This window comes from Nocardia mexicana NBRC 108244 (assembly GCF_001613165.1).
Lineage (GTDB): Bacteria > Actinomycetota > Actinomycetes > Mycobacteriales > Mycobacteriaceae > Nocardia > Nocardia mexicana.
Genome location: NZ_BDBV01000022.1, coordinates 19,065 through 40,226 on the forward strand (window position 1 = coordinate 19,065; position 21,162 = coordinate 40,226).

Consider the following 21,162-nt stretch of genomic DNA (forward strand, 5'->3'; position numbering starts at 1 on the left):
GCACCGTCGACGACATGGCGAGGCCGCCCTGTCTTCATTTCCGGCGCAGTTTTGGCCGGAAACCACCACCGAGGACGGGAGATAGCAGATGCGTGAGGTAGTTATCGCTGGCGCGGTTCGCACCGCCGTCGGCAAACGCAACGGGGCGCTGTCCGGCGTGCACCCGGCGGACCTGTCGGCGGTGGTGCTCATCGCGCTGGCGGAGCGCACGGGCGTGGACCCGGCCGTTATCGACGATGTGATCTGGGGTTGCGTGTCCCAGGTGGGGGACCAGTCCAGCAATATCGGCCGCTATGCGGTGCTGGCGGCGGGCTGGCCGGAGAGCATTCCGGGCACCACCGTGAACCGCGCCTGCGGATCCAGCCAGCAGGCGGTGGATTTCGCCGCGCAGGCCGTCATGTCGGGGCAGCAGGACGTCGTGGTCGCGGGCGGCGTCGAAGTGATGAGCCGGGTGCCGCTGGGCGCGGCGCGTGCGTCGGGCCGGCCGTACGGGCCGAAAGCGTTGTCGCGCTACGACGACTTCTCCTTCAACCAGGGCCTCTCCGCCGAATTGATCACGGAGAAATGGGGATTCACCCGCACCCGGCTGGACGAGTACGCCGCCCGGTCCCACGAACTCGCGGTCGCGGCCCAGGACGCGGGGGCCTTCACAAACCAGATCGTACCTGTCACAACCGATTCCGGCGTGGTGGACGCGGACGAGGGCATTCGCCGCGGCACCACCGCGGCCACGCTGGCGGGGTTGAAACCGGCATTCCGGGAGGACGGCGCGATCCACGCGGGCAACTCCTCACAGATATCCGACGGCGCGGCCGCCCTGCTGTTGACCACGCCGGAGAAGGCACGTGAACTCGGCCTGACCCCGCTGGCCCGCTACCGCGCGGGCGCGGTGGCGGGTTCGGATCCGGTACTGATGCTCACCGGCCCGATCCCCGCGACCGAAAAGGTCCTGGGGAAGGCGGGATTGGCGCTCGGCGACATCGGCGTGTTCGAGGTGAACGAGGCATTCGCGCCCGTCCCGCTGGCGTGGCTGGCCGAGACCGGCGCCGACCCGGCACTGACGAACCCGCTGGGTGGCGCGATCGCCCTCGGCCATCCGCTCGGCGGATCCGGTGCCGTGCTCCTGACGCGGATGCTTCACCACATGCGCCACAACGGGATTCGCTATGGCCTGCAGACCATGTGCGAGGGCGGCGGCACCGCGAACGCGACGGTCGTCGAACTGATCTGAACGGAGACACAGCATGCGACGAGAAGTGCTCACCGCCGACCACGACGCATTCCGGCTGATCTGAACGGAGGTACGGCGTGCGACGAGAATTGTTCACCGCCGATCACGAGGCATTCCGGCAACTGGCCCGCGATTTCGTAGAGAAGCGGATCGTGCCGGACTATCCGGAGTGGGAGAAGTCCGGCGTCATGCCGCTGGAGATCTTCACCGAGATGGGCGATCTCGGGCTGCTGGGTTTCGCGCTGCCCGAGGAGTACGGGGGCGCGGGACTGCGCGACTACCGCTACAACGTGATCCTGCAGGAGGAGGCGGCCCGCGCCCTGGTCACCCTCGGCACCGTCCGCACCCAACTCGACGTCATCCTGCCGTATTTCCTGGAATACGCCGACGCCGCGCAGCGGGAGCGGTGGTTCCCGGGGCTGGCGACGGGCCGGTCGCTCACGGCGATCGCGATGACCGAACCGGGCACCGGCTCGGACCTCGCGGGCATGCGGAGCACCGCCGTCCGCGACGGCGACCACTACATCCTCAACGGCGCCAAGACCTTCATCACCGGCGGGCTGCTCGCCGACCTGGTGATCGTGGTCGCCCGCACCGCCACCGATCCGGGCAACCGCCGCGCCGGCCTCACCCTGCTCGTCGTCGAGGACGGCATGCCCGGCTTCGCCCGCGGTCGCATGCTGGAGAAGATGGGCTGCAAGGTGCAGGACACCATGGAGCTGTCGTTCACCGACGTGCGGGTGCCGGTCGCCAATCGTCTCGGCGAGGAGGGCTCGGCCTTCGGATACCTGGGCCACAATCTGCCCCAGGAACGGCTGACGGTGGCGGTCGGCTCGGTCGCCCAGGCCCGCGCCGCGATTACCGCGACCATCGATTACACCAAGCAGCGCAAGGCATTCGGCACACCGGTCGCTTCCTTCCAGAACACCAAATTCGAGTTGGCGGCGATGTCGACAGAGGTGGAGGCGGCGCAGACGATGGTCGACCGTGCCGTGCTCGACCTGCTCGACGGCGCGCTGTCCGGCGCCGACGCCGCCCGGGTGAAACTGTTCTGCACCGAGGTCCAGGCCCGCGTGGTCGACCGCTGCCTGCAGCTGTTCGGCGGCTACGGCTACATGATGGAGTACCCGATCGCCCGCCTGTACACCGACGCGCGGGTCGCGCGCATCTACGCGGGCACCAGCGAGGTCATGAAGATGATCGTGGCCCGAGACCTGGGGTTGTAGTCGATTCACCCGCCGCGTCGTTCGCCCTCGACGTCGCGCAGGAAGGTCTCGATCATCCGGATCACGTCGTCGTGGCCCGCGTCGACGTCGAACGCCTCCTCCATGCGCAGGAAGCGGGAGATGCTGGACATCAGCAGCACCACGGCGGCGGGCGTGTAGGTGTCGGATTCGTACCCGTAGTCCGCGAGGATCTTGGTCACCGCGTCGAGCTGCAGGGTGCGGAATCGCCGGGAGGATTCGGCGATCTCGGCGCGGATCGTCTTGCGGTGGTTGGCCAGAGCGACGAATTCCATGGTCAGTGCCGTCTGTGACTGGTCGTGTATCGCCTCCCAGAGCGCCCATAGTGGTTGCGGGGCGGCGAGGGCCTCGACCTGCAGGTGGTAGCTCCGTTCGGCGCCGCGCCGGAACAGCTCGACGAACAGGTTGTCCATGGTGCCGAAGTAGTAGTACACGAGCGCCGAATTGGCGTCCGCCCGAGCGGCCAGCCGCCGGGTGCTGACCGCGGCGTAGCCCTCCTCGAGCATGATCTCCTGCGCCGCGTCGAGGAGCGCGGTGCGCGTCGCGGAGTTCTCGGGGTCGGCGTTGCGGCCCGGATTCATCTGGTGGCCTCCTCGGGTCGTGCCCGGTGTAAAGGGTGCTGCCGGAAGACCATTGACAGCTGTCGACGGCCTGCCGTATATCTTAATCACTCGCCTAATTTAGGCAGTCGATTAACTCGACGGAATCGTGGTCCACGAGCAGAGGAGTGGCCCGAATGATGAACAGTCCCAAGGACACCCGGCCCGGGCGCGTCGCCGTGGTGACCGGTGGCGCCTCCGGCATGGGCGCGGCCATCTGCCGCGCCTTCGCCGACCACGGCTACCGCACCGCCGTGCTGGACGTCGACGCCGCCGCCGCGCGGCGGACCGCCGAAGACCTGCTGGCCAGGGGCGGCGCGGCGATGGCGTGCGCGGCGGACGTGACCGATCGGCGTGCGGTCGAGGAGGCCCTGGACAAGGTCCGTGCCGAATTCGGGGCCGTGGAGATCCTGGTGACCAGTGCGGGGGCGGTCGGGTTCGCGCCGTTCACCGATATCGCGCCGGAGGAATGGGACCGGATCATCGCGGTGAATCTGACCGGCACGTTCCACTGCGTACAGGCCGCCGTCCCGGACATGGTGACGGGCGGATGGGGGCGGATCGTGACCATCTCCTCGTCGAGTGCGCAACGGGGCTCGCCGGGGATGGTGCACTACACCGCGTCCAAGGGCGCCGTGGTCGCGATGACCAAGGCGCTGGCCCGCGAATACGCCGCCCGCGGCATCACCGTGAACACCATTCCGCCGTCGGGCATCGACACGCCGATGGCGCGCCGATCCCAAGCCGCGGGAGACCTGCCCGACAACCACACGATGGCACAGGCAATCCCGGTGGGGCACTTGGGTTCCGGGGACGATATCGCCGCCGCCTGCCTGTTCCTGTGCTCGGAGCAGGCGGGGTACGTCACCGGCCAGGTGCTGGGCGTCAACGGCGGAGCCGTCATCTGACCGAATGGGAGGAACGATCGTGACCCAATGGCCCAAGCCCGTGGAGGGCAGCTGGACCCAGCACTATCCCGAACTCGGCACCTCGATGATCTCGTTCGAGGATTCGGTGTCGCCGGAGTTCTTCGAACTCGAGCGCGAGGCTATCTTCAAACGCTGCTGGCTCAATGTCGGCCGCATAGAACAACTGTCGCGGACGGGCAGCTACTTCACCAAGGAGATCGCCGCCGCCCGCACGTCGGTGATCGTGGTGCGCGACCGCGACGGCGATATCAACGCCTTTCACAATGTGTGCCGCCACCGCGGCAACAAGCTGATGTGGAACGAGTTCCCGCGCGCCGAGGTGTCGGGTACCTGCCGACAGTTCACCTGCAAGTATCACGGCTGGCGTTACAACCTCGACGGGTCGTTGAATTTCGTGCAGCAGGAGGGCGAGTTCTTCGACCTGGACAGGGACGAACTCGGCCTGGTGCCCGTGCACTGTGACGTCTGGGCCGGATTCGTGTTCGTCAATCTGGACCGGGAACCGCGCCAGACGCTGCGGGAATTCCTGGGCCCCATGGTCACCGGTCTCGACGGCTACCCCTTCGAGAACATGACCGAACGGTACGAGTTCACCGCCGACAACCACAGCAACTGGAAGCTGTTCGCGGACGCGTTCCAGGAGTATTACCACGTCCCGGGACTGCACCCGCAGCAGGTGCCGAATCCGGTGCGGACCGGAAAAGGGTTCGAATGCGCGCATTTCCAGGTGGACGGCCCGCACCGGATGGTGTCCACCGGCGGCGCGCGGCGCTGGACCCTGCCGCCGGAATACATGTACCCGATCGAACGCATCACTCGCAGCGGCCTGGTCGGGCCCTGGGAGTCACCCGACCTCGGCGAGATGCCCGCGGGCCTGAACCCCGGCCGCGTCGAACCGTGGGGAATCGATAACTTCCAGATCTTCCCCAATATCGAGATCCTGATCTACCGCGGCTGGTACCTGCTCTACCGGTACTGGCCCACCTCCTACAACACCCACCGCTTCGAGGGCGTGCTGTGCTTCCAGCCCGCCCGCACGGTGCGCGAAAGGGTGGAGCACGAGGTCGCTTCGGTGGTCTTCAAGGAATTCGCCCTGCAGGACGCGGGCATGCTGACCGGCACCCAGACGGCCCTGGAATCCGCGTACCGCACCGCCGGGGTCACCCGTTTCCCGGTCAACGATCAGGAGATCCTGGTGCGGCATTTCCACCAGGCGGTCGCCGACCGGGTCGGCGAGTATCGGCGCGAGTTCGTGGGGGCGTGACATGCCGGAGAACCTGCTACCCCCGGAATTCACCGAGTTCGAGGAATTCGCGCAGACCTGGTGCCTGGCAACCGAATCCGAACGGTGGGCGCGCCGCATGGCCGCCACCATGCCGGAACTGATCGCCTTTCACGACGCCTTCCTGCCCCGGCTGGACGACGCCATCACCTACTGCGACAAGTTCCCGCTCGAGGAGTTGCCCGAGGACGCGCTGCATCTGCTGCAGCTGGTGTATTCGCTGGTGATGGTCGCCATGGCGGTCGAGATCTTCCAGCAGATCAAACCCACCGACAGCGCCGACGCCGAGATCGAACGCGTCGCCGAACCGCTGCCGTAATCCATGCGCCGCCGATATCCGCGGGCCGGAAGGACATTCGAGATGACGATCACCATCGACAGATTCAGCGAGGGCGTCGGAGCGGCCGTCACCGGGGTGGACCGCGCACAGCTGCTCGCCGACCACGCCGCGGCCGCCACCGTGCTCGCGGCATTGGAAGAATACGGCGTGCTGGTGTTTCGCGGGCTGCACCTGGACCCGGAAACGCAGGTGGCGTTCTGTCGCAAACTCGGCGAGATCGATACCGAGCCCGGACACCATCCGGTGGAAGGCATCTACCGGGTCAGTCTGGACACCACGAAGAATTCCTCGGCGAACTATCTGCGCGCCACCTTCGACTGGCATATCGACGGCTGCACGCCGCAGGACGACGCCTACCCGCAAATGGCGACCATGCTCTCCGCCAAGGCCGTCGCCGCCACCGGCGGGGAGACCGAATTCGCCTCCACCTACAAGGCTTACGACGATCTCACCGAATCCGAGCGGACGCGGCTGGCGTCGTTGCGCGTCGTGCATTCCCTCGAGGCGTCGCAGCGGCTGGTCACCGCGGAGCCGACACCGGAACAGCTGGCCGCGTGGCGCGGCCGTCCGTCCAAGGAACACCCGCTGGTCTGGTCGCACAAGTCCGGGCGCCGCTCGCTGGTCCTCGGCGCGTCGACCGATCACGTCGTCGGCATGGACCCCGGCGAGAGCCGCGCGCTGCTGGACGATCTGCTGCGCCGCTGCACCGCGCCCGACCGCGTCTACCGCCACGAATGGTCGGTCGGCGACACCGTGATCTGGGACAACCGCGGCGTGATCCATCGCGCCGCGCCCTATGCGGCGAATTCACCGCGAGAAATGTTGCGCACCACCGTGCTCGGCGACGAACCGATCCGATAACCAGCCCCACATCCCCGGCCCCAGGAGAACACCATGCCGCGTTGGCCCAAGCCCGCCGAAGGCAGCTGGACCCAGCACTACCCCGAACTCGGCACCGCGCCCATGTCCTACGACGACTCCATCTCGCCGGAGTTCTTCGAGCTCGAGCGGGAGGCGATCTTCAAACGCGCCTGGCTCAATGTCGGCCGCGTCGAACAACTTCCGCGCACCGGCAGCTACTTCACCAAGGAGATCGCGGCGGCGCACACATCGGTCATTCTCGTGCGCGACCGCGACGGCACCGTCAACGCGTTTCACAATATCTGCCGCCATCGCGGGAACAAGCTCGTGTGGCACGAATTCCCCCGCGCGGAGGTCTCCGGCACCTGCCGCCAGTTCACCTGCAAGTATCACGGCTGGCGCTACAACCTCGACGGGTCGCTGAATTTCGTGCAGCAGGAGGGCGAGTTCTTCGACCTGGACAAGAACGAGCTGGGACTGGTGCGCGTGCACTGCGAGGTGTGGGCGGGATTCATCTTCGTGAACCTCGACCGGGAACCGCGTCAGACGCTGCGGGAATTCCTGGGCCCCATGGTCACCGGTCTCGAGGGTTATCCCTTCGACAAGCTCACCGAGCGGTTCTGCTACCGCTCCGAGGTGGGGGCCAACTGGAAGCTGTACATGGACGCGTTCCAGGAGTTCTATCACGCGGCGGTGCTGCACGGAAAGCAGACGCCGGACAACTACTCCATGGCCGCGCAGCAGGCCGGTTTCGAGGCGCCGCACTACCGGCTCGACGGCCCGCACCGGCTGGTCAGCACGTCCGGCGTGGTCACCTGGGAACTCGACCCCGAGATGCGTAAACCGATGGAGGACCTCACCCGCAGCGGCCTGTTCGGTCCTTGGGACACACCGGATCTGGGGCCGATGCCCGCCAGCCTCAACCCCGCCGGATGCGACCCGTGGGGCCTCGATTCGTTCCAGTTGTGGCCCAACTTCGTGATCCTGATCTGGTCCGGCGGCTGGTATCTGACCTATCACTACTGGCCGACCTCCCACAACACGCACATCTTCGAGGGCACGCTGTACTTCCCGCCCGCCCGCACCGCGCGCGAACGGGTCGCGCACGAGATGGCCGCGGTGACGTTCAAGGAGTACGGGCTGCAGGACAGCAGCACCCTGGAGGCCACCCAGATCATGCTGGAATCCCGTGCGGTCACGGCCTTTCCGCTGAACGACCAGGAGATCCTGCTGCGGCACCTGCACAAGGTGGCGGGGGACTGGGTCGGCGAATACCGCCGGGAGCGTGCGGAGGTGGCGCGGCGATGACCGCCACACTGCTGCCGAAGGAGTTCGCCGACCTGGAGCCGTTCGCCGAGACCTGGTGCCTGGCAAGTGAATCCGAACGATACGCCCGGCGCTTGGCGAGCACCATGACGGAGATGCAGAGCTTCTACGACGCGATCACACCGCGCGCGGAGGCCGCGCTGGCCTACTGCGACGGGTTCGCGCTCGATGACCTGCCCGACGAGGTCCAGCACCTGCTGTACCTGCTGTATTCGATGATCACGGTGTCCTTCCCGGTGGAGGTGTGGAGCCAGCCGAGGATCCCCGACACCGGTGCGGCCGCCCTGGAGTGCGTCGTGGAGCCGATCCCGTGAGCGCGGAGCGCATCGTCCTGCGCGCGGCCCGGTGGGTGGATGTCGACACCGGCCGGGTGCACGCGCCCGCGGTGATCGTGGTGCAGGACAATCTCATTGCGGCCGTAGACCCGGCGGAGACGCCCGCGACGGCGCGCGTGATCGACCTGGGTGACGTCACGCTGCTGCCCGGGCTGATGGATATGGAGATCAACCTGCTCATCGGCGGTCCGGACAATCCCTCCGGCCTGCCGAACCCGATGCACGGTGTGCAGGACGACCCCGTGTACCGGACGCTGCGCGCCACGATCAACGCCCGCACCACCCTGCACGCCGGATTCACCACGGTCCGCAACTTGGGACTGATGGTGAAGACGGGCGGTTATCTGCTGGACGTGGACCTGGCCCGGGCCATCGAGCAGGGCTGGGTGGAGGGCCCTCGCATCGTCGCGGCCGGGCATGCCATCACCCCGACCGGCGGTCACCTCGACCCCACCATGTTCCAGCGCCTCGCCCCGCACATCATGCCGCTGAGCGTGGAGGAGGGCCGTGCCAACGGCGTGCCCCAGGTCCGCGAATCCGTGCGCTACCAAATCAAATACGGAGCCGAGGTCATCAAGATCTCGGCGTCGGGCGGGGTGATGTCGCACGGCACGGTCGCGGGCGCGCAACAGTATTCGGACGAGGAGCTGGACGCGATCGTCGACGAGGCGCACCGCGCCGGAGTCCGTGTCGCCGCCCACGCGCACGGCGACGCCGGGATCCGCGCGTGCATTCGGGCGGGGGTCGACTGCATCGAGCACGGATCGCTGGCCTCCGACGACACCCTCGCCATGATGGTCGAGCACGGCACCTTCCTGGTGCCCACCAGCTATCTGTCCGAGGGCCTCGATATCTCCGGGGCCGCTCCCGCACTGCGGAAGAAGGCCGCCGAGGTGTTCCCCCGGGCGCGGGAAACGCTCCGCAAGGCGATCGGCGCGGGAGTCAGGATCGCCTGTGGCACAGACGCTCCCGCCGTGCCGCACGGCGACAATGCCAAGGAACTGTGGGCGCTGGTGGACCGGGGCATGACACCGGCGCAGGCGTTGCGCGCCGCCACCGTCACCGCCGCCGAGCTGATCGGAGCGGACGATCGCGGCCGCCTGGCGCCGGGGCTGCTCGCCGACATCATCGCCGTACCGGGCGATCCCACGAGCGATATCACGACCACTCAGGACGTGCGCTTCGTCATGAAGGACGGCCGCACGGTCCTGCGCCGCTGATTCCGGTGCTCGGGCAGGGCAGTTCGATGACCGATACGTACATTTCGAGGGTCGGCCGGTAGAGGTCGACGTCGTCGAGTCGGCTGCCGAGCACGACGGAATCGGTGGTGGCGACCAGCACGCGCGCGAACGTCGACGCCGGGATCAGCAGCGTTCCGCCGATTCGGTCGAGACCCTCGGCGATGAACTTCGCCAGCGCCTCCACGACCTCCGACCGCTTGGCCGCCACGCGTTCTCGCGCCTCGGGGTTGCGGAGCAGATACAGCGTGAACTCGTGGCCCAGCGCCGCCTGTTCGGCGCCGCGTTCGGTGCTGAGCTGCCGCCACCGCCGGGCGATCTCGTCGAGTTCGCGCGAGCCGACCTCGGTGACCGCCGACAGTACCTCGGCGAAGGTATCGAAATAGCGGCGCCAGTACCGGTCGCTCACCGCGAGGAAGAGGTCCTCCTTCGCGGCGAAGTGCTTGTAGATCGCGCCCTTCGTATACCCGGCAGTGCGCGCGATGTCGTCGAGAGTCGCTGCCATGAAGCCCTTTTCGGCGAATACCGCCTCCGCGGCATCCAGCAGCAGCGCACGGGTGCGCTCGAGGCGCCGCTCCACCGTCCACTGTTCGACCATGGCGGCCAGCTTATCAACAGGATCCGAGAAACCTATGAGTCTCTGAGATACCCACTGGTATATTGGCGGAAAGCGCTGTACCGCAACGAATCAGAAGGAGACGGCGTGATGAGCGGACCGTCGAAGAGAAAGCACACACCCTTCGTCACCGAGTCGCTGGGGGGAGCGGGCCCGCTCGGCAGCCAGGTTCGATCGACGATCACTCCGGTCCGGGTCTGGGCCGTCGTCGGCGGCGCGATCCTCGCCTTTCAGCTCTACGTGTGGATTCGCTGGGTCACCGGGCCGCATTTCGAGCGGGTGCCCGCCGGGCCGAGCGATCCGCCGACATTGATGAAGGCGATTCTCCTCACCTGGACCGCCGTGATCCTGGTCGGCCTGCCGGTCGGCATCTACTACTTCATCGTCCGGCCCTGGCGGCGGGAGCGGCGAATAACGCTCGACGGCATGCTGCTGGTGGCCTGCGGCCTGTTGTTCTTCCAGGATCCGCTGCTGAACTACTTCAATACGTGGAGCACCTACAACACCTGGATGTGGAACCGGGGCTCGTGGGTGCTGGACATTCCGGGCTGGCGGTCGTTCGGAGAACCGGGCGCCATGATGGCCGAACCGCTGCTGATGAATGCGCCGGGCTACTCGTACGGGGTTCTGCTGTGCACGATCCTCGGCTGCTGGGTGATGCGCCGAGCCAAGGCGAAATGGCCGAATATCAGCAATGCCGGGCTGATCGGCGTGCTGATCGTCTGGACGTTCTTCTTCGACTTCGTCATCGAGGGCCTGTTCCTGATGCCGATGGGGTTGTTCACCTATCCCGGTGCGATCCAATCCCTCTCGATCAACGCGGGCACCTACTACCAGTGGCCGCTCTACGAGGGGCTCATGTGGGGAGGCGTCCAGGCGGGGCTGTGCTCGCTGCGCTACTTCACCGACGATCGTGGCCGGACATTCGTCGAGCGCGGGCTGGAGCGTATCCAGGGCGGGTTCGTGCGGCAGCAGTTCACGCGTTTCCTGGCGATCTTCGCGGCGTGCAGCGTGTTCTTCTTCGTCTGCTACAACCTGCCCGCGCAGTGGTTCGCCATGCATGCCGATCCCTGGCCCGAGGACATCCAGAAGCGCTCGTATTTCGATATGGGCATTTGCGGCGAAGGGACGGGGCGGCTGTGTCCCGATCCTGTGCTGCCCATTCCCGGAAACGACACCGGCTACATCAATCCCGAAGGCCGCCTGATCCTTCCGGAGGGCGTCGAACTTCCGAAACCCGTTCCCTTCGACCGAGGAAACTGAGATGTCGAACAGTCGACCCACCGCTGTCTTATCCGCCCCGGAGTCGCCGTTCTATCGTGCGGTCGGCGAGGAGGTGGAGGTCTTTCGCGCCGCGGCGCGCCGCGGCCTGCCGGTACTTCTCAAGGGCCCCACGGGATGCGGAAAGACGCGCTTCGTGGAGGCCATGGCCGCCGAGCTCGGCCGCGACCTGATCACCGTCGCGGGCCACGAGGATATGACGTCGGCGGACCTGGTCGGCCGCTTCCTGCTCAAAGGCGGGGAAACGGTCTGGGTCGACGGGCCCCTGACCCGGGCGGTGCGCGAGGGCGCCATCTGCTATCTGGACGAGGTGGTGGAGGCGCGCCAGGACACCACCGTGGTCATCCATCCGCTCGCCGACCACCGCCGCGAGCTTCCGGTCGATCGACTCGGCACGACGCTGCGCGCGGCGCCCGGATTCCAGTTGGTGATCTCTTACAACCCCGGCTATCAGAGCGTCCTGAAGAACCTCAAGGAATCGACCCGGCAGCGTTTCGTCGCCATCGAACTCGACTTCCCGCCCGCCGAGATCGAGACCGAGGTGGTCGCCCACGAGGCCGAGATCGACAGCGAGACAGCGCATGTCCTGGTCACGCTCGGCCATGCCATCCGGAATCTGGAGGGCTCACCGCTGCGCGAGGTGTCGTCCACCCGCATGCTGATCCTCGCCGGAGGTCTCGTCGCGGCCGGGCTGAGCCTGCGCAGCGCCGCGCAGTCGGCCGTAGTCCAGGCGCTGTCCGACGATCCGGATGTCGTCCGCGCCCTCGGCGAACTCGTCGACGCTGTCCTGCCCCGGCCATGACCGCCCCGGATCCGAACGGCCCCAGCCGGTTTCGGCTACTCGGCACCTGCATCGCCGGGAGGGCTGTCGATACCGCGGAGGCTGCCGCCGGCGAGGTCGCGCACACCGACGGCCGGGTCGTCTTCGTCTCGGCGGGTTTCCCCGTCGGGGAGCAGCGCCGCGAATTGCTGGTGCAGGCCGCCCTACTCGCCGCGGGAAGCCTGGACCGGCAGTGGGTGAAGGCTCTCCGGGGACGTCCCGCGCTCGCGCGCCGGTACCTGGCTCTCGAAGGCCACCGTGCGCTCGCCGAACTCGCCGGGAGCCTGCCACTTGCCGCCGAGCTCCGCCCCGGCGGTGTACCGCGCACCACAACCGCGGGTGAATCTCTTGAAATAGCCAAGGGGAAAACCGATGTCGCCGATCCGCCGGACTGGTTCGGCGTCATCAAGCCCTCCCGATTGCTGGAGCCCGCGGCCGGACCGGGCGCGCGGGCCACGCGGAAGGAACTGCGCCTGGAATTCGATCTCATCGACATCCCCGAGACCGAATCCGACGGCGATACGGAGCAATCCGGCGCGAGCAAGATCCTGCGGCTGTTCGAGAATCCGCTGTTCAACTCCCGGGCTCTCTCGGACTACTTCCGCAAGTTGCTCGGCAGTTCGCGTTCGCCCGGCGACGGTGCCGCCGGTGCCGAGATGCAGGTGCGCGCTGTCCGGCGGGTACAGGAGATCGGCGCGCATGCCAGTCCGCTTCCCACGCCCATCCGCTTCACCGGCGACGGCAGGCCCGGTGCGGCCGTAGGCGTCGGCGGCGCGCTCTATCCGGAATGGGACGTACACGGCAACGGGTATCGGCCCGACTGGTGCCGGGTCATCGACTTCCCGTTCACGGCCGCCGCCGACATCTCCGCCGCCGGGGTGCCGCACGACGATGTGCTCCGGCGGCGCCTGGCCCGAATCGGCCTCGGCCCCACGGTATTGCGCGGCCGCGCGGACGGCGACGAGCTCGATATCGAGGCGCTCATCGATCTGTTCATCGATCTGCGCTCCGGCTACTCGCGGCCGGAACACGTCTATCTTGAACACCGCAAACTCGCCCGCGATCTCGGCGTCCTCATCCTGCTCGATGCCTCCGGATCCGCGACCGACACCGATCCGGACGGCCTCGCCGTGCACGATCACCAGCGGCGGGCGGCCGCCACGCTGGCGGTGACGCTCGAGGAACTCGGTGACCGAGTCGCCGTGTACGCCTTCCGGTCGAACGGTCGGCACGCCGTCGAGCTGCCCGCGATCAAGACGTTCGCGCAGCGTTTCGGCGCCGTCGGGCGGGCCCGGCTCAACCGGCTCCAGCCGTCGGGTTACACGCGCCTGGGCGCCGGGATCCGCGGTGCGGGAAGGATTCTCGACGCGGAGGGCGGCACTCGGAACCGGCTGCTGGTCGTCCTCTCGGATGGCTTTCCGTACGACGACGGCTACGAAGGCCGATACGCGGAAGCCGACGCCAACCGGGCGCTCGAAGAGCTCCGCGCGGACGGCATTGCGTGCCTGTGCCTTTCGCTCGGCGCCGCCACGAGTACGGCGGCGCTGGAACGTGTCTTCGGCGCCGCCGGCCATGCGAGGGCCACTACCCTGGCCGAACTGAGTCCGCGGATGGATGAATTGTTCCTGTCCGCCCTCCGGGAGCTGAGCGCGCCGCGGGCGGTCCGGTGAGTAGGGCGGGGGCTCCGGACTACGCGTACCCCAGGATCGCCTTGGTCTCCAGGTACTCCTCGAAGCCGAATTCGCCCCACTCGCGGCCGTTTCCGCTCTTGCGGTAGCCGCCGAACGGGGCGTGGAAATCGAAGGCGTCGTTGATCGTGACCCAGCCGGCGCGGATGCGGCGGGCGACGGCGCGGGCCTGCTCGAGGTCGGCGCCCGCGACGTTTCCGGCCAGTCCGTACTCGGTGTCGTTGGCGATCTCGACGGCCTGATCGATGTCGTCGTAGCCGAGGATGGACAGGACCGGGCCGAAGATCTCCTCCCGGGCGATGGTCATGTCGTTGCCGACATTCGCGAAGACCGTGGGCTTGACGTAGTAACCCTTGGCGAGCCCGTCGGGACGGCCGGTGCCGCCGACGACCAGGGTCGCGCCCTCGTCGATGCCCTTGCGGATCAGCGCCTGGATCTTGTCGAACTGCACGCCCGAGACCACCGGCCCCACTGCAACATCCCCGGTCGGATCGCCCACCGACAGGCCGGACGCCGCGTCTCGGGCCGCCGCGACGGCGTCGTCCATGCGGGAGTTCGGCACCAGCATGCGTGACAGCGCGCTGCAGGTCTGGCCCGAGTTGTTCATGAGGGTCGCGACGGCCGAACCGACATTGCGGGTCAGGTCGGCGTCGTCGAGCACGATATTGGCGCTCTTGCCGCCGAGTTCCTGGGTCACCCGCTTCACGCTCGGCGCGGCATTGCGCGCGATCTCGATGCCCGCGCGGGTGGAGCCGGTGAACGAGATCAGGTCCACATCCGGATGCGCCGACAGCGGCGCGCCCGCACCCAGCCCGTCGCCCTGGACGAGATTGAAAACCCCGGCGGGAACGTCTGCGGCATCGAGGATTTCGGCGAATATGTGCCCGCTGAACGGCGATTGCTCGGAGGGCTTGAGCACCACCGTGCATCCGGTCGCCAGGGCCGGGAAGACCTTGACGGCGATCTGGTTCAGCGGCCAGTTCCACGGGGTGATGAGACCGCAGACGCCGATCGGCTCCTTGACGATCAAGGTGGCGCCGCGCTGCTCGGAGAACGAGTACTGCTCGAGGATCTCGATCGCCGTCGACAGGTGCCCGGCGCCGAGGTCCACCTGGAAGCCGCCCGCCAGCGCCGCCGGGGCGCCCATCTCCTCGGTCAGGGCGGCGGCCAGGTCGCCGCGCCGCCTGCCGTATTCCGCGGCGATATTGCGCAGCACCGCGATCCGCTCGGAGACCTCGGTCGCCGACCAGCCCGGGAACGCCGCGCGCGCCGCCGCCACCGCCCGGTCCACATCGGCCGCCGACCCGGCCGCGACCCGCCCGCAGATCTGCTCGGTGGCCGGATCGACGACATCGAAGGTCTGGTTGTGGGCCGGGTCGGCCCATGCACCGCCGATATAGAACTTCAGGAGTTCGCGCATTACTGCTGTCCTTCCGCGTACCAGGTTCGGAACTCGTCGTAGCTGGGCATTTCCTCGGAATTCGCCTTCGGGTCGACGGCGACGTGGACGACGCCGGGCCGGCCGCTGGCGTAGGCGCGCTTGATGGCGGGGGCGATGTCCGCGTCGCGATCGACGTATTCGCCGTAGCAGCCGAAGCCCTCGGCCACCTTGTCCAGCCGCACGTCGGTGCTCCAGTGCACGCCGGGCCGCCGCGAGTCCTCCGGCCCGAAGGTGCGCTTGTAGACGCCGACCTCGAGACCCCAGGCGTAGTCGACGCCGACCACGCACACCAGCGGAAGGTTCAGTCGCGCAGCGGTTTCCAGCTCGGCGATCTGGAACTGGAACGACGAGTCGCCGGTGATCAGCATGACGGGCCGGGTGCCGCCGTCGGCCACGGACGCTCCCACCGCGTACGGCAGGCCGGTGCCGAGGTGGCCGAAGTTCTGGTTCCAGATCACGTCGCGCGGCTTGGCCTGCGAGTAGGTCCAGCCGAAAATGGTTGTGGCGCCGCCGTCGCGGACCATGATGCCCTCGGCGGGGAACGCATTCGTCGCCTCCACGATCATCCGGGCGGGATGCACCGGGGTGCCGCCGGAGGGTGCGGTCTCCGCCAATACCGCCAGCTGCGCGGCGTCCTGCTCGATCCAGCGCCGCAGCTCCGGCGTCGGCGTGCGCGGGGTGTCGCGCAGCGCCTCGACCAGCTGCGGCACGATTGCCCGCAGGTCGCCGACCAGCGGCACATCGATCGGGCGGTTGACGCCGATCGCCGCCGGATCCTGTTCCACCAGAATCCATTTCCGGTTGGCCTCGTTCGCCACCCAGTGCCGACCGCGGCCGAAGTGCACGGGCTCGCCGAGTTCGGTGCCGATGGCCACGACCAGATCCGACTGCACGACCGCCTCCAGACCGGCCTTCGAGAAGCCGTACGGGAAGGTGCGATCCTCCAGCCCCGCGATATACGAGGTGCCGCCGGAGGTCTGCAGCACCGGCGCCGCGACGAGATCCGCGAGCGCCTTGACCGACTCTCCGGCTCGCGCGGTGTGCACCCCGTGCCCGACCAGCAGGATGGGCTGCTTCGCGGCGCGGATGAAGTCGACCGCCGCGGCGATTCTGTCCGGACCGGCGGTCTGGCCGACCAGCCGATAGTCCCTGGGCGGCAACGCGGGCGGCGCGTCCAGGTCCTCGAGGATCACATGCGAGGGGTATTCGATGTACACCGGTCCCGGGGTGCCCGACAGCGCCCTGCGCAGCCCCTCGCGGATGATCTCGTCGGTCTGATCGGCGTATTCGATACTGGCGCTGTACTTCACTGAGTTCTCCAGCAGCGGGGCCTGTCGCACGAACTGGATCCGGCCGCGCCGCACCCGCTGCTCGGTGATGCGGGCGCGCTGCCCGCCGAGGAAGACGACGGGGGAGTTCTCCACCTTGGCGCACATGACCGATCCGGCCAGATTCGCGACGCCCGGTCCCAGCGTGGCGATGGCCAGCGCGGGCCTACCGGTCATGCGCGACACCGCTTCCGCCATGAAGCCCGCCGACTCCTCGTGGTGCGGCGCCACCACGTTCCAACCGCGCTGCTCGGCGAGGTGGAACAGGTGGACGAAATTGGGATCGGGAATGCCGAATACCGTATCGATGCCCTCGGCCTCGAACAAGTCCAGAATGCGTTCGTAGACTTTCACCGCCATGTTCGCTGTCCTTCCGTGGCCATCGCGAAGCTCCGGCCGATGTGCTCGGCGTGGCCCGAGGGGACCGCCGGCAGCAGCCAGAAGTCCTTCGTGTCGCGAATGGCGTCGATGTGTTCGGCTACTTCCTCGACCGTCCAGGACGGCCGGTACACGCCCGGTGTCTCGGCGATGAACGCCCGCGCGATGCGTCCCGCGATCGCGACCAGCAGTTCCGCAGTGATCGAACAGGATTCGTGGGCCAGCCAGCCGACGGCGGGCGCCGTCAGCTCCGGCTGCATCGGCGGGTAGGCGGAGGTGTCGAGCCCGTCGGCCAGCCGGGTCAGGGCCGCGGGAACTATCACATTGGATCGCACGCCATGCTCGGCGCCCTCGAGGGCGACCACGGTGGACAGGCCGATGATGCCCGCCTTGGCCGCGGCGTAGTTGGCCACCTTGGTGTTGCCGTAGAGGCCGCCGATCGATGAGGTCAGCACCACTCGGCCGTATCCGGCATCGCGCATCCGGGGGAACGCGGCACGCACGACGTGGAAGGCGCCGCGCAGGTGCACGTCGAGGACGGCCTCGAAGTCGTCGTAGGTCATCTCCGTCAGCGGGGCGTAGCGGTTGTTCCCGGCGTTGTGGATCAGGATGTCGATGCGGCCGTAGGCGTCCAGGGCGGATTCGACGATCGCGCTGCCGCCCGCGGGGGTGGCCACGGATTCGGTGCAGGCCACCGCCTCGCCGCCCTCGGCCGAAATTTCTTGTGCCACTTGGCCTGCGACATCGAGATCCGCACCGTCGCCACTGATGGCGGCGCCGGTGTCGTTGACTATCACCTTGGCGCCCCTGGCGCCCAGCAATCGTGCGTAGGCCCGTCCCAAACCCCGCCCCGCGCCGGTGATCACCGCGACGCGATCATCGAATCTCAACTCCGGCACGGCGCCCCGGGCCTTGTTCGTCTGCTCGTCCGGGCTCATTCGCTCAGGACCATCCCCTCCAGCTCGCCCGCGTCCCGCCACGCCCGCAGCAACTCCTCGAGCACGTAGAACCCGCCCCAGAACGGATCGCCGAGGAACGAGCGGCCGTTCGGCTCGCCCTCGCTGTTGTAGTAGCCGGGCGTGCATTCGGTGACGAAAGTGCTGTTGTCGACGGTGTTCTCGCGGATCGTCCGCACCCACCCCGCCTCGGCCTCCGCGCTCGGTTCCACGACGGTCGCGCCGCGCTCACGCGCTTGCGCGATGAGGTAGGCGATGTGGTCGGCCTGCTGCTCGAACATCAGGGTGGTGGCCGCGGTGACGCCGCCCTGAATGAATCCGGTGAAGAAGATATTGGGGAAGCCGTGTGCCGTGATGCCGTGCAGCGTGCGGAAGCCCTTGCGCCAATGCTCGTAGAGCGAGCGGCCCGCGCGCCCGGTGAACGGCGCGATGGCGTACTGGCGGTCCAGCGAGGTGGTGATCTCGAAGCCGCTGGCGAAGATGATGCAGTCCACCTGATGCTCGACGCCGCGGGCGACGATGCCCTGCTCGGTGATGCGTTCCACGCCCTTGGTTTCCGAGACGTCGACGAGGGTGACGTTCGGGCGGTTGAAGGTCGGCAGGTAGTCGTCGTTGAAGACCGGCCGCTTGCACATGTTGCGGTAGTACGGCTTCAGCTTCTCCGCCGTCTCCGGATCCTCGACGATCTCCTCGACGCGCCGGCGCAGCCGCTCCATCGCCCGGTAGTCCTCGATCTCCTTGAGTTCCAGGAACTTCGCCGGGTCGGCCAGCGCCGCCCAGCCCCCGGTCTCGTTCAGCTTCGCGGCCAGATTGCGGGCGACCTCGGTCCAGCCGTCGCAGATCAGATCGGGTTCGCCGGGGCTGTAGAACGCGAAGGCGGCGTTGTGGAAATTGCGCTGACGTTCGGTGCGCCAGCCCGGCGTCAATGTCCGCGCCCATTCCGGATCGGTCGGATGGTTGTCGCGCTCGAAGATGTAGGACGGGGTCCGCTGGAAGACGGTGAGATGTTTCGCGCCGCGTGCCAAGTGCGGAATGGCCTGCACGGCAGTGGAACCCGTGCCGATGACGGCGACACGCTTGTCGCCGAGGCGATCCAGCCCGCCGTGCAGGGTGCCGCCGGTGTAGTCGTAGTCCCAGCGGGCGGTGTGGAAGGTATGCCCCTGAAAGTCGGTGATGCCCGGGATGCCGGGCAGTTTGGGCCGGTTGTAGGGCCCCTGGCACATCACGACGAAGCGGGCGCGAATATCGTCGCCGCGGTTGGTGCCGATCCGCCAGCGTTTGATCTCCTCATCCCATTCCAGGGAACGGGTGAGGGTGTGGAAGACCGCCTTGTCGTAGAGGCCGAAGTGTTTCCCGATGCGCCGGGCGTGCTCGTAGTTCTCGTCGCCGTGGGTGAACTTCTCCGTCGGCATGTAGCCGGTTTCCTCGATCAGCGGCAGATACGTGTACGCGTCCGAGTCGACCTGGATGCCGGGATAGCGGTTCCAGTACCAGACGCCGCCGAAATCGCCGCCCAGCTCGATGATCCGGAAATCCGGGACGCCCGCCCGCAGCAACCGGTGCGCGGTGATGAGGCCCGCGAAACCGCCCCCGAGCACGACCACCTCGATATCGGCGTCGATCGGTTCGCGCGGCACGACCGGCAGGTGCGGATCGCTCTCGTAGAACTCCGCGAATCCGTTCTCGGCCTCGAGATACTGCTGCTGCCCATCGGGACGCAGCCGCTTGTCGCGCTCGGCCAGATACTTCTCCCGCAGGGCGTCCCTGTCCACGTCGGGGGTTACGGTGGGCTCGCAGTGCTGCATTCGGACATCCTGGATAGTGTCGGGTTCGTCTGTGGGGCAAGTGGTTTCGTCGCCTTCAGGTCAGGTCGCGCGGCGTACCGGTGCCCATGTACGAGGCGAGGTTGTGGTGCAGGTTGACGATGCTGCGCTCCCGATACGGATTCGGCTTCGCCCCGGAGAAGCCGCGCGACTTCAAACCCTTCTGCACGGCCGCCATATTGGAGAAGTCCTGTGGCAGTACGGTTCTCCAGTTCGGGTCGCCCTCGGGCGTGTACTCCCACTCGGTCTGCGGCTCCTCGCCGGGTGGGAAGAGTTCGAAGACCGCCGCCTCGAAGATGCATTTGTCGGGGTCGAAGCCGCAGGGCCGGAATCGGTAGCACAGCATGTTGTTCAGCGCGTGGCCGATCTGGAAGTTGGGGAAGATCTGCCAGGCCGTCCCCGCCCGCGCGACGATATCCGGATCCACCTTCGGCCACACCACGCCGCGTGCCTCGTCCTCCGAGCGGGCGGTATCGAGCCAATACCGCAGCACCTCGTTGGCGGGGGTGCCCTCCGGCAGCTCGTCGACCAGCCGATTCGCGACTTCCACCAGCGTGCGCGTGGTGTTGGTGTTGGCGTTCTCCCAGGTGAAGTTCTGCAGCGTGGCCGTCGAGACGCGGGCGTCGGGCCCGTGGCCGAGACGCACCTTGGCCTGGTTCTCCTCCATGCCCTTCGGCGCGTCGTAGCCGATATTGCTGTGCCTGCCCTGGGCCCGCGCCCAGCCCAGGAACTGCCCGAAGTTCATGAACTCCGGATGGGTGTAGGGCACGTGATAGGTCTCCATGAACGCCTCGAACGCGACCTTCCAGTTGCAGTCGAAGGTCAGCCACCGCCGCCAGCGGTAGCGCATCTTCTCCAGCTCGAAGTGCTCGAGCAGACTCGCCGCGGGCTCCAGGTACTCCCGCAGCGGCACGGCGTCCGGATCCATGGTGATCCAGATCCAGCCGCCCCAGGTGTCCACCCGGACCCGGTTCAGCCCGTCGTTGCGGTCGGTGAGCCCGCACGGCCAGTCCTCGCGTTCGGCGACGAAGGTGTTGCGGCCCTCCAGGTCGTACCGCCAGCCGTGGAATCCGCACACGAACTGCTTGCGGCTGCCGCGGGCGTCGTGTGCGCCGGGCGGGGTGTCGATCAGGCGGCGGCCCCGGTGCGCGCAGACATTGTGGTAGGCGCGCAAGGTGTCGGGCGCGGTGCGCACCACGATGATCGAATCGTCCTGGATCTCGTAGGTGAGGAAGTCGCCGACGCGGGGGATCTCCTCCACGCGTTCGACCTGCTGCCACACCTTGGACCAGAGTTTGTCCGCCTCGGCGCGGGCGTACTCCGCGGAGATATAGGCCTCGACGCTGATTTCCGATGGCGTCGACAGTGGTGCTGGTGTCGCGGTGGACGTTTCGGCAACGTTGTCGACGGTGTCGGTCATGATCTCCTCCTGATGCCGGCCGCGAG

General features: G+C 67.6%; 19 protein-coding genes. 12 read left to right on the forward strand and 7 right to left on the reverse strand.

Annotated features, from left to right (window positions below; translation table 11 throughout):
* The first annotated feature begins 88 nt into the window (after positions 1 to 88).
* Together NM1_RS08625 and NM1_RS08630 are read left to right on the forward strand one after the other, a co-directional pair.
* Complete coding sequence (locus NM1_RS08625; protein WP_068016301.1) at positions 89 to 1,231, forward strand: thiolase family protein; 1,143 nt, start codon at positions 89 to 91, stop codon at positions 1,229 to 1,231.
* Positions 1,232 to 1,308: 77 nt separating this feature from the next.
* Positions 1,309 to 2,457 (forward strand): acyl-CoA dehydrogenase family protein, encoded by a 1,149-nt coding sequence (locus NM1_RS08630; protein ID WP_068016306.1) that lies wholly within the window; start codon positions 1,309 to 1,311, stop codon positions 2,455 to 2,457.
* A 5-nt stretch (positions 2,458 to 2,462) separates the two neighbouring features.
* Here NM1_RS08630 and NM1_RS08635 read toward each other — a convergent pair whose 3' ends face one another.
* Positions 2,463 to 3,056, reverse strand: a complete 594-nt coding sequence (locus NM1_RS08635) for a TetR/AcrR family transcriptional regulator (protein WP_068016309.1) — start codon at positions 3,054 to 3,056, stop codon at positions 2,463 to 2,465.
* Between the two features lie 155 nt (positions 3,057 to 3,211).
* Here NM1_RS08635 and NM1_RS08640 point away from each other — a divergent pair, with 155 nt between their 5' ends.
* Genes NM1_RS08640 through NM1_RS08670 form a run of 7 tightly spaced genes read left to right on the forward strand, consistent with a single transcriptional unit; the run spans position 3,212 to position 9,367 of the window.
* On the forward strand, positions 3,212 to 3,982 hold the full coding sequence (locus tag NM1_RS08640; RefSeq protein ID WP_084519323.1) for an SDR family NAD(P)-dependent oxidoreductase: 771 nt from the start codon (positions 3,212 to 3,214) through the stop codon (positions 3,980 to 3,982).
* A 19-nt stretch (positions 3,983 to 4,001) separates the two neighbouring features.
* Positions 4,002 to 5,267: an aromatic ring-hydroxylating oxygenase subunit alpha gene (locus NM1_RS08645; protein WP_068016312.1), complete on the forward strand. Its 1,266-nt coding sequence runs from the start codon at positions 4,002 to 4,004 to the stop codon at positions 5,265 to 5,267.
* Between the two features lies 1 nt (position 5,268).
* Entirely contained in the window at positions 5,269 to 5,604 is a 336-nt protein-coding gene (locus NM1_RS08650) for a hypothetical protein (protein ID WP_068016314.1), read from the forward strand.
* A gap of 42 nt (positions 5,605 to 5,646) precedes the next feature.
* The gene (locus tag NM1_RS08655) at positions 5,647 to 6,486 is read left to right on the forward strand and encodes a TauD/TfdA dioxygenase family protein (RefSeq protein ID WP_068016854.1); all 840 of its coding nucleotides are present in this window, start codon (positions 5,647 to 5,649) and stop codon (positions 6,484 to 6,486) included.
* 33 nt (positions 6,487 to 6,519) lie between these two features.
* Positions 6,520 to 7,794, forward strand: a complete 1,275-nt coding sequence (locus tag NM1_RS08660) for an aromatic ring-hydroxylating oxygenase subunit alpha (RefSeq protein ID WP_068016317.1) — start codon at positions 6,520 to 6,522, stop codon at positions 7,792 to 7,794.
* Complete coding sequence (locus tag NM1_RS08665; protein WP_068016319.1) at positions 7,791 to 8,126, forward strand: hypothetical protein; 336 nt, start codon at positions 7,791 to 7,793, stop codon at positions 8,124 to 8,126. The genes NM1_RS08660 and NM1_RS08665 overlap by 4 nt, the downstream gene beginning before the upstream one ends.
* A complete protein-coding gene (locus NM1_RS08670) occupies positions 8,123 to 9,367 on the forward strand; it encodes a metal-dependent hydrolase family protein (protein WP_174556854.1) in 1,245 nt (414 codons plus the stop codon). The genes NM1_RS08665 and NM1_RS08670 overlap by 4 nt, the downstream gene beginning before the upstream one ends.
* Here NM1_RS08670 and NM1_RS08675 read toward each other — a convergent pair.
* Positions 9,333 to 9,983: a TetR/AcrR family transcriptional regulator gene (locus NM1_RS08675; RefSeq protein ID WP_068016322.1), complete on the reverse strand. Its 651-nt coding sequence runs from the start codon at positions 9,981 to 9,983 to the stop codon at positions 9,333 to 9,335. The two genes, NM1_RS08670 and NM1_RS08675, sit on opposite strands and share 35 nt — an antisense overlap.
* A gap of 108 nt (positions 9,984 to 10,091) precedes the next feature.
* Between NM1_RS08675 and NM1_RS08680 the strand changes: the two genes are divergently transcribed.
* From NM1_RS08680 to NM1_RS08690, 3 genes are read left to right on the forward strand one after another with little or no spacing between them, the layout of a single operon-like run.
* Positions 10,092 to 11,264 carry a spirocyclase AveC family protein gene (locus NM1_RS08680; RefSeq protein ID WP_068016326.1) on the forward strand — a complete coding sequence of 391 codons (1,173 nt, stop codon included), beginning with the start codon at positions 10,092 to 10,094 and terminating at the stop codon, positions 11,262 to 11,264.
* Position 11,265: 1 nt separating this feature from the next.
* Positions 11,266 to 12,084: a CbbQ/NirQ/NorQ/GpvN family protein gene (locus tag NM1_RS08685; RefSeq protein WP_068016329.1), complete on the forward strand. Its 819-nt coding sequence runs from the start codon at positions 11,266 to 11,268 to the stop codon at positions 12,082 to 12,084.
* The gene (locus tag NM1_RS08690; RefSeq protein WP_068016333.1) at positions 12,081 to 13,772 is read left to right on the forward strand and encodes a nitric oxide reductase activation protein NorD; all 1,692 of its coding nucleotides are present in this window, start codon (positions 12,081 to 12,083) and stop codon (positions 13,770 to 13,772) included. The genes NM1_RS08685 and NM1_RS08690 overlap by 4 nt, the downstream gene beginning before the upstream one ends.
* A gap of 19 nt (positions 13,773 to 13,791) precedes the next feature.
* Here the strand turns inward: NM1_RS08690 and NM1_RS08695 are convergent, their stop codons facing one another.
* From NM1_RS08695 to NM1_RS08715, 5 genes are read right to left on the reverse strand one after another with little or no spacing between them, the layout of a single operon-like run.
* Complete coding sequence (locus NM1_RS08695; RefSeq protein WP_068016335.1) at positions 13,792 to 15,210, reverse strand: aldehyde dehydrogenase family protein; 1,419 nt, start codon at positions 15,208 to 15,210, stop codon at positions 13,792 to 13,794.
* Positions 15,210 to 16,919, reverse strand: coding sequence for a thiamine pyrophosphate-binding protein (locus NM1_RS08700; RefSeq protein WP_068016338.1), 1,710 nt, complete (start codon positions 16,917 to 16,919; stop codon positions 15,210 to 15,212). Before NM1_RS08700 ends, NM1_RS08695 begins: the two co-directional genes overlap by 1 nt.
* Positions 16,910 to 17,875, reverse strand: coding sequence for an SDR family NAD(P)-dependent oxidoreductase (locus tag NM1_RS08705; protein WP_174556855.1), 966 nt, complete (start codon positions 17,873 to 17,875; stop codon positions 16,910 to 16,912). Before NM1_RS08705 ends, NM1_RS08700 begins: the two co-directional genes overlap by 10 nt.
* Complete coding sequence (locus NM1_RS08710) at positions 17,872 to 19,698, reverse strand: flavin-containing monooxygenase (RefSeq protein ID WP_068016340.1); 1,827 nt, start codon at positions 19,696 to 19,698, stop codon at positions 17,872 to 17,874. The genes NM1_RS08705 and NM1_RS08710 overlap by 4 nt, the downstream gene beginning before the upstream one ends.
* A 55-nt stretch (positions 19,699 to 19,753) precedes the next feature.
* Positions 19,754 to 21,136 (reverse strand): aromatic ring-hydroxylating oxygenase subunit alpha, encoded by a 1,383-nt coding sequence (locus NM1_RS08715; RefSeq protein WP_068016342.1) that lies wholly within the window; start codon positions 21,134 to 21,136, stop codon positions 19,754 to 19,756.
* Positions 21,137 to 21,162: the final 26 nt, after the last annotated feature.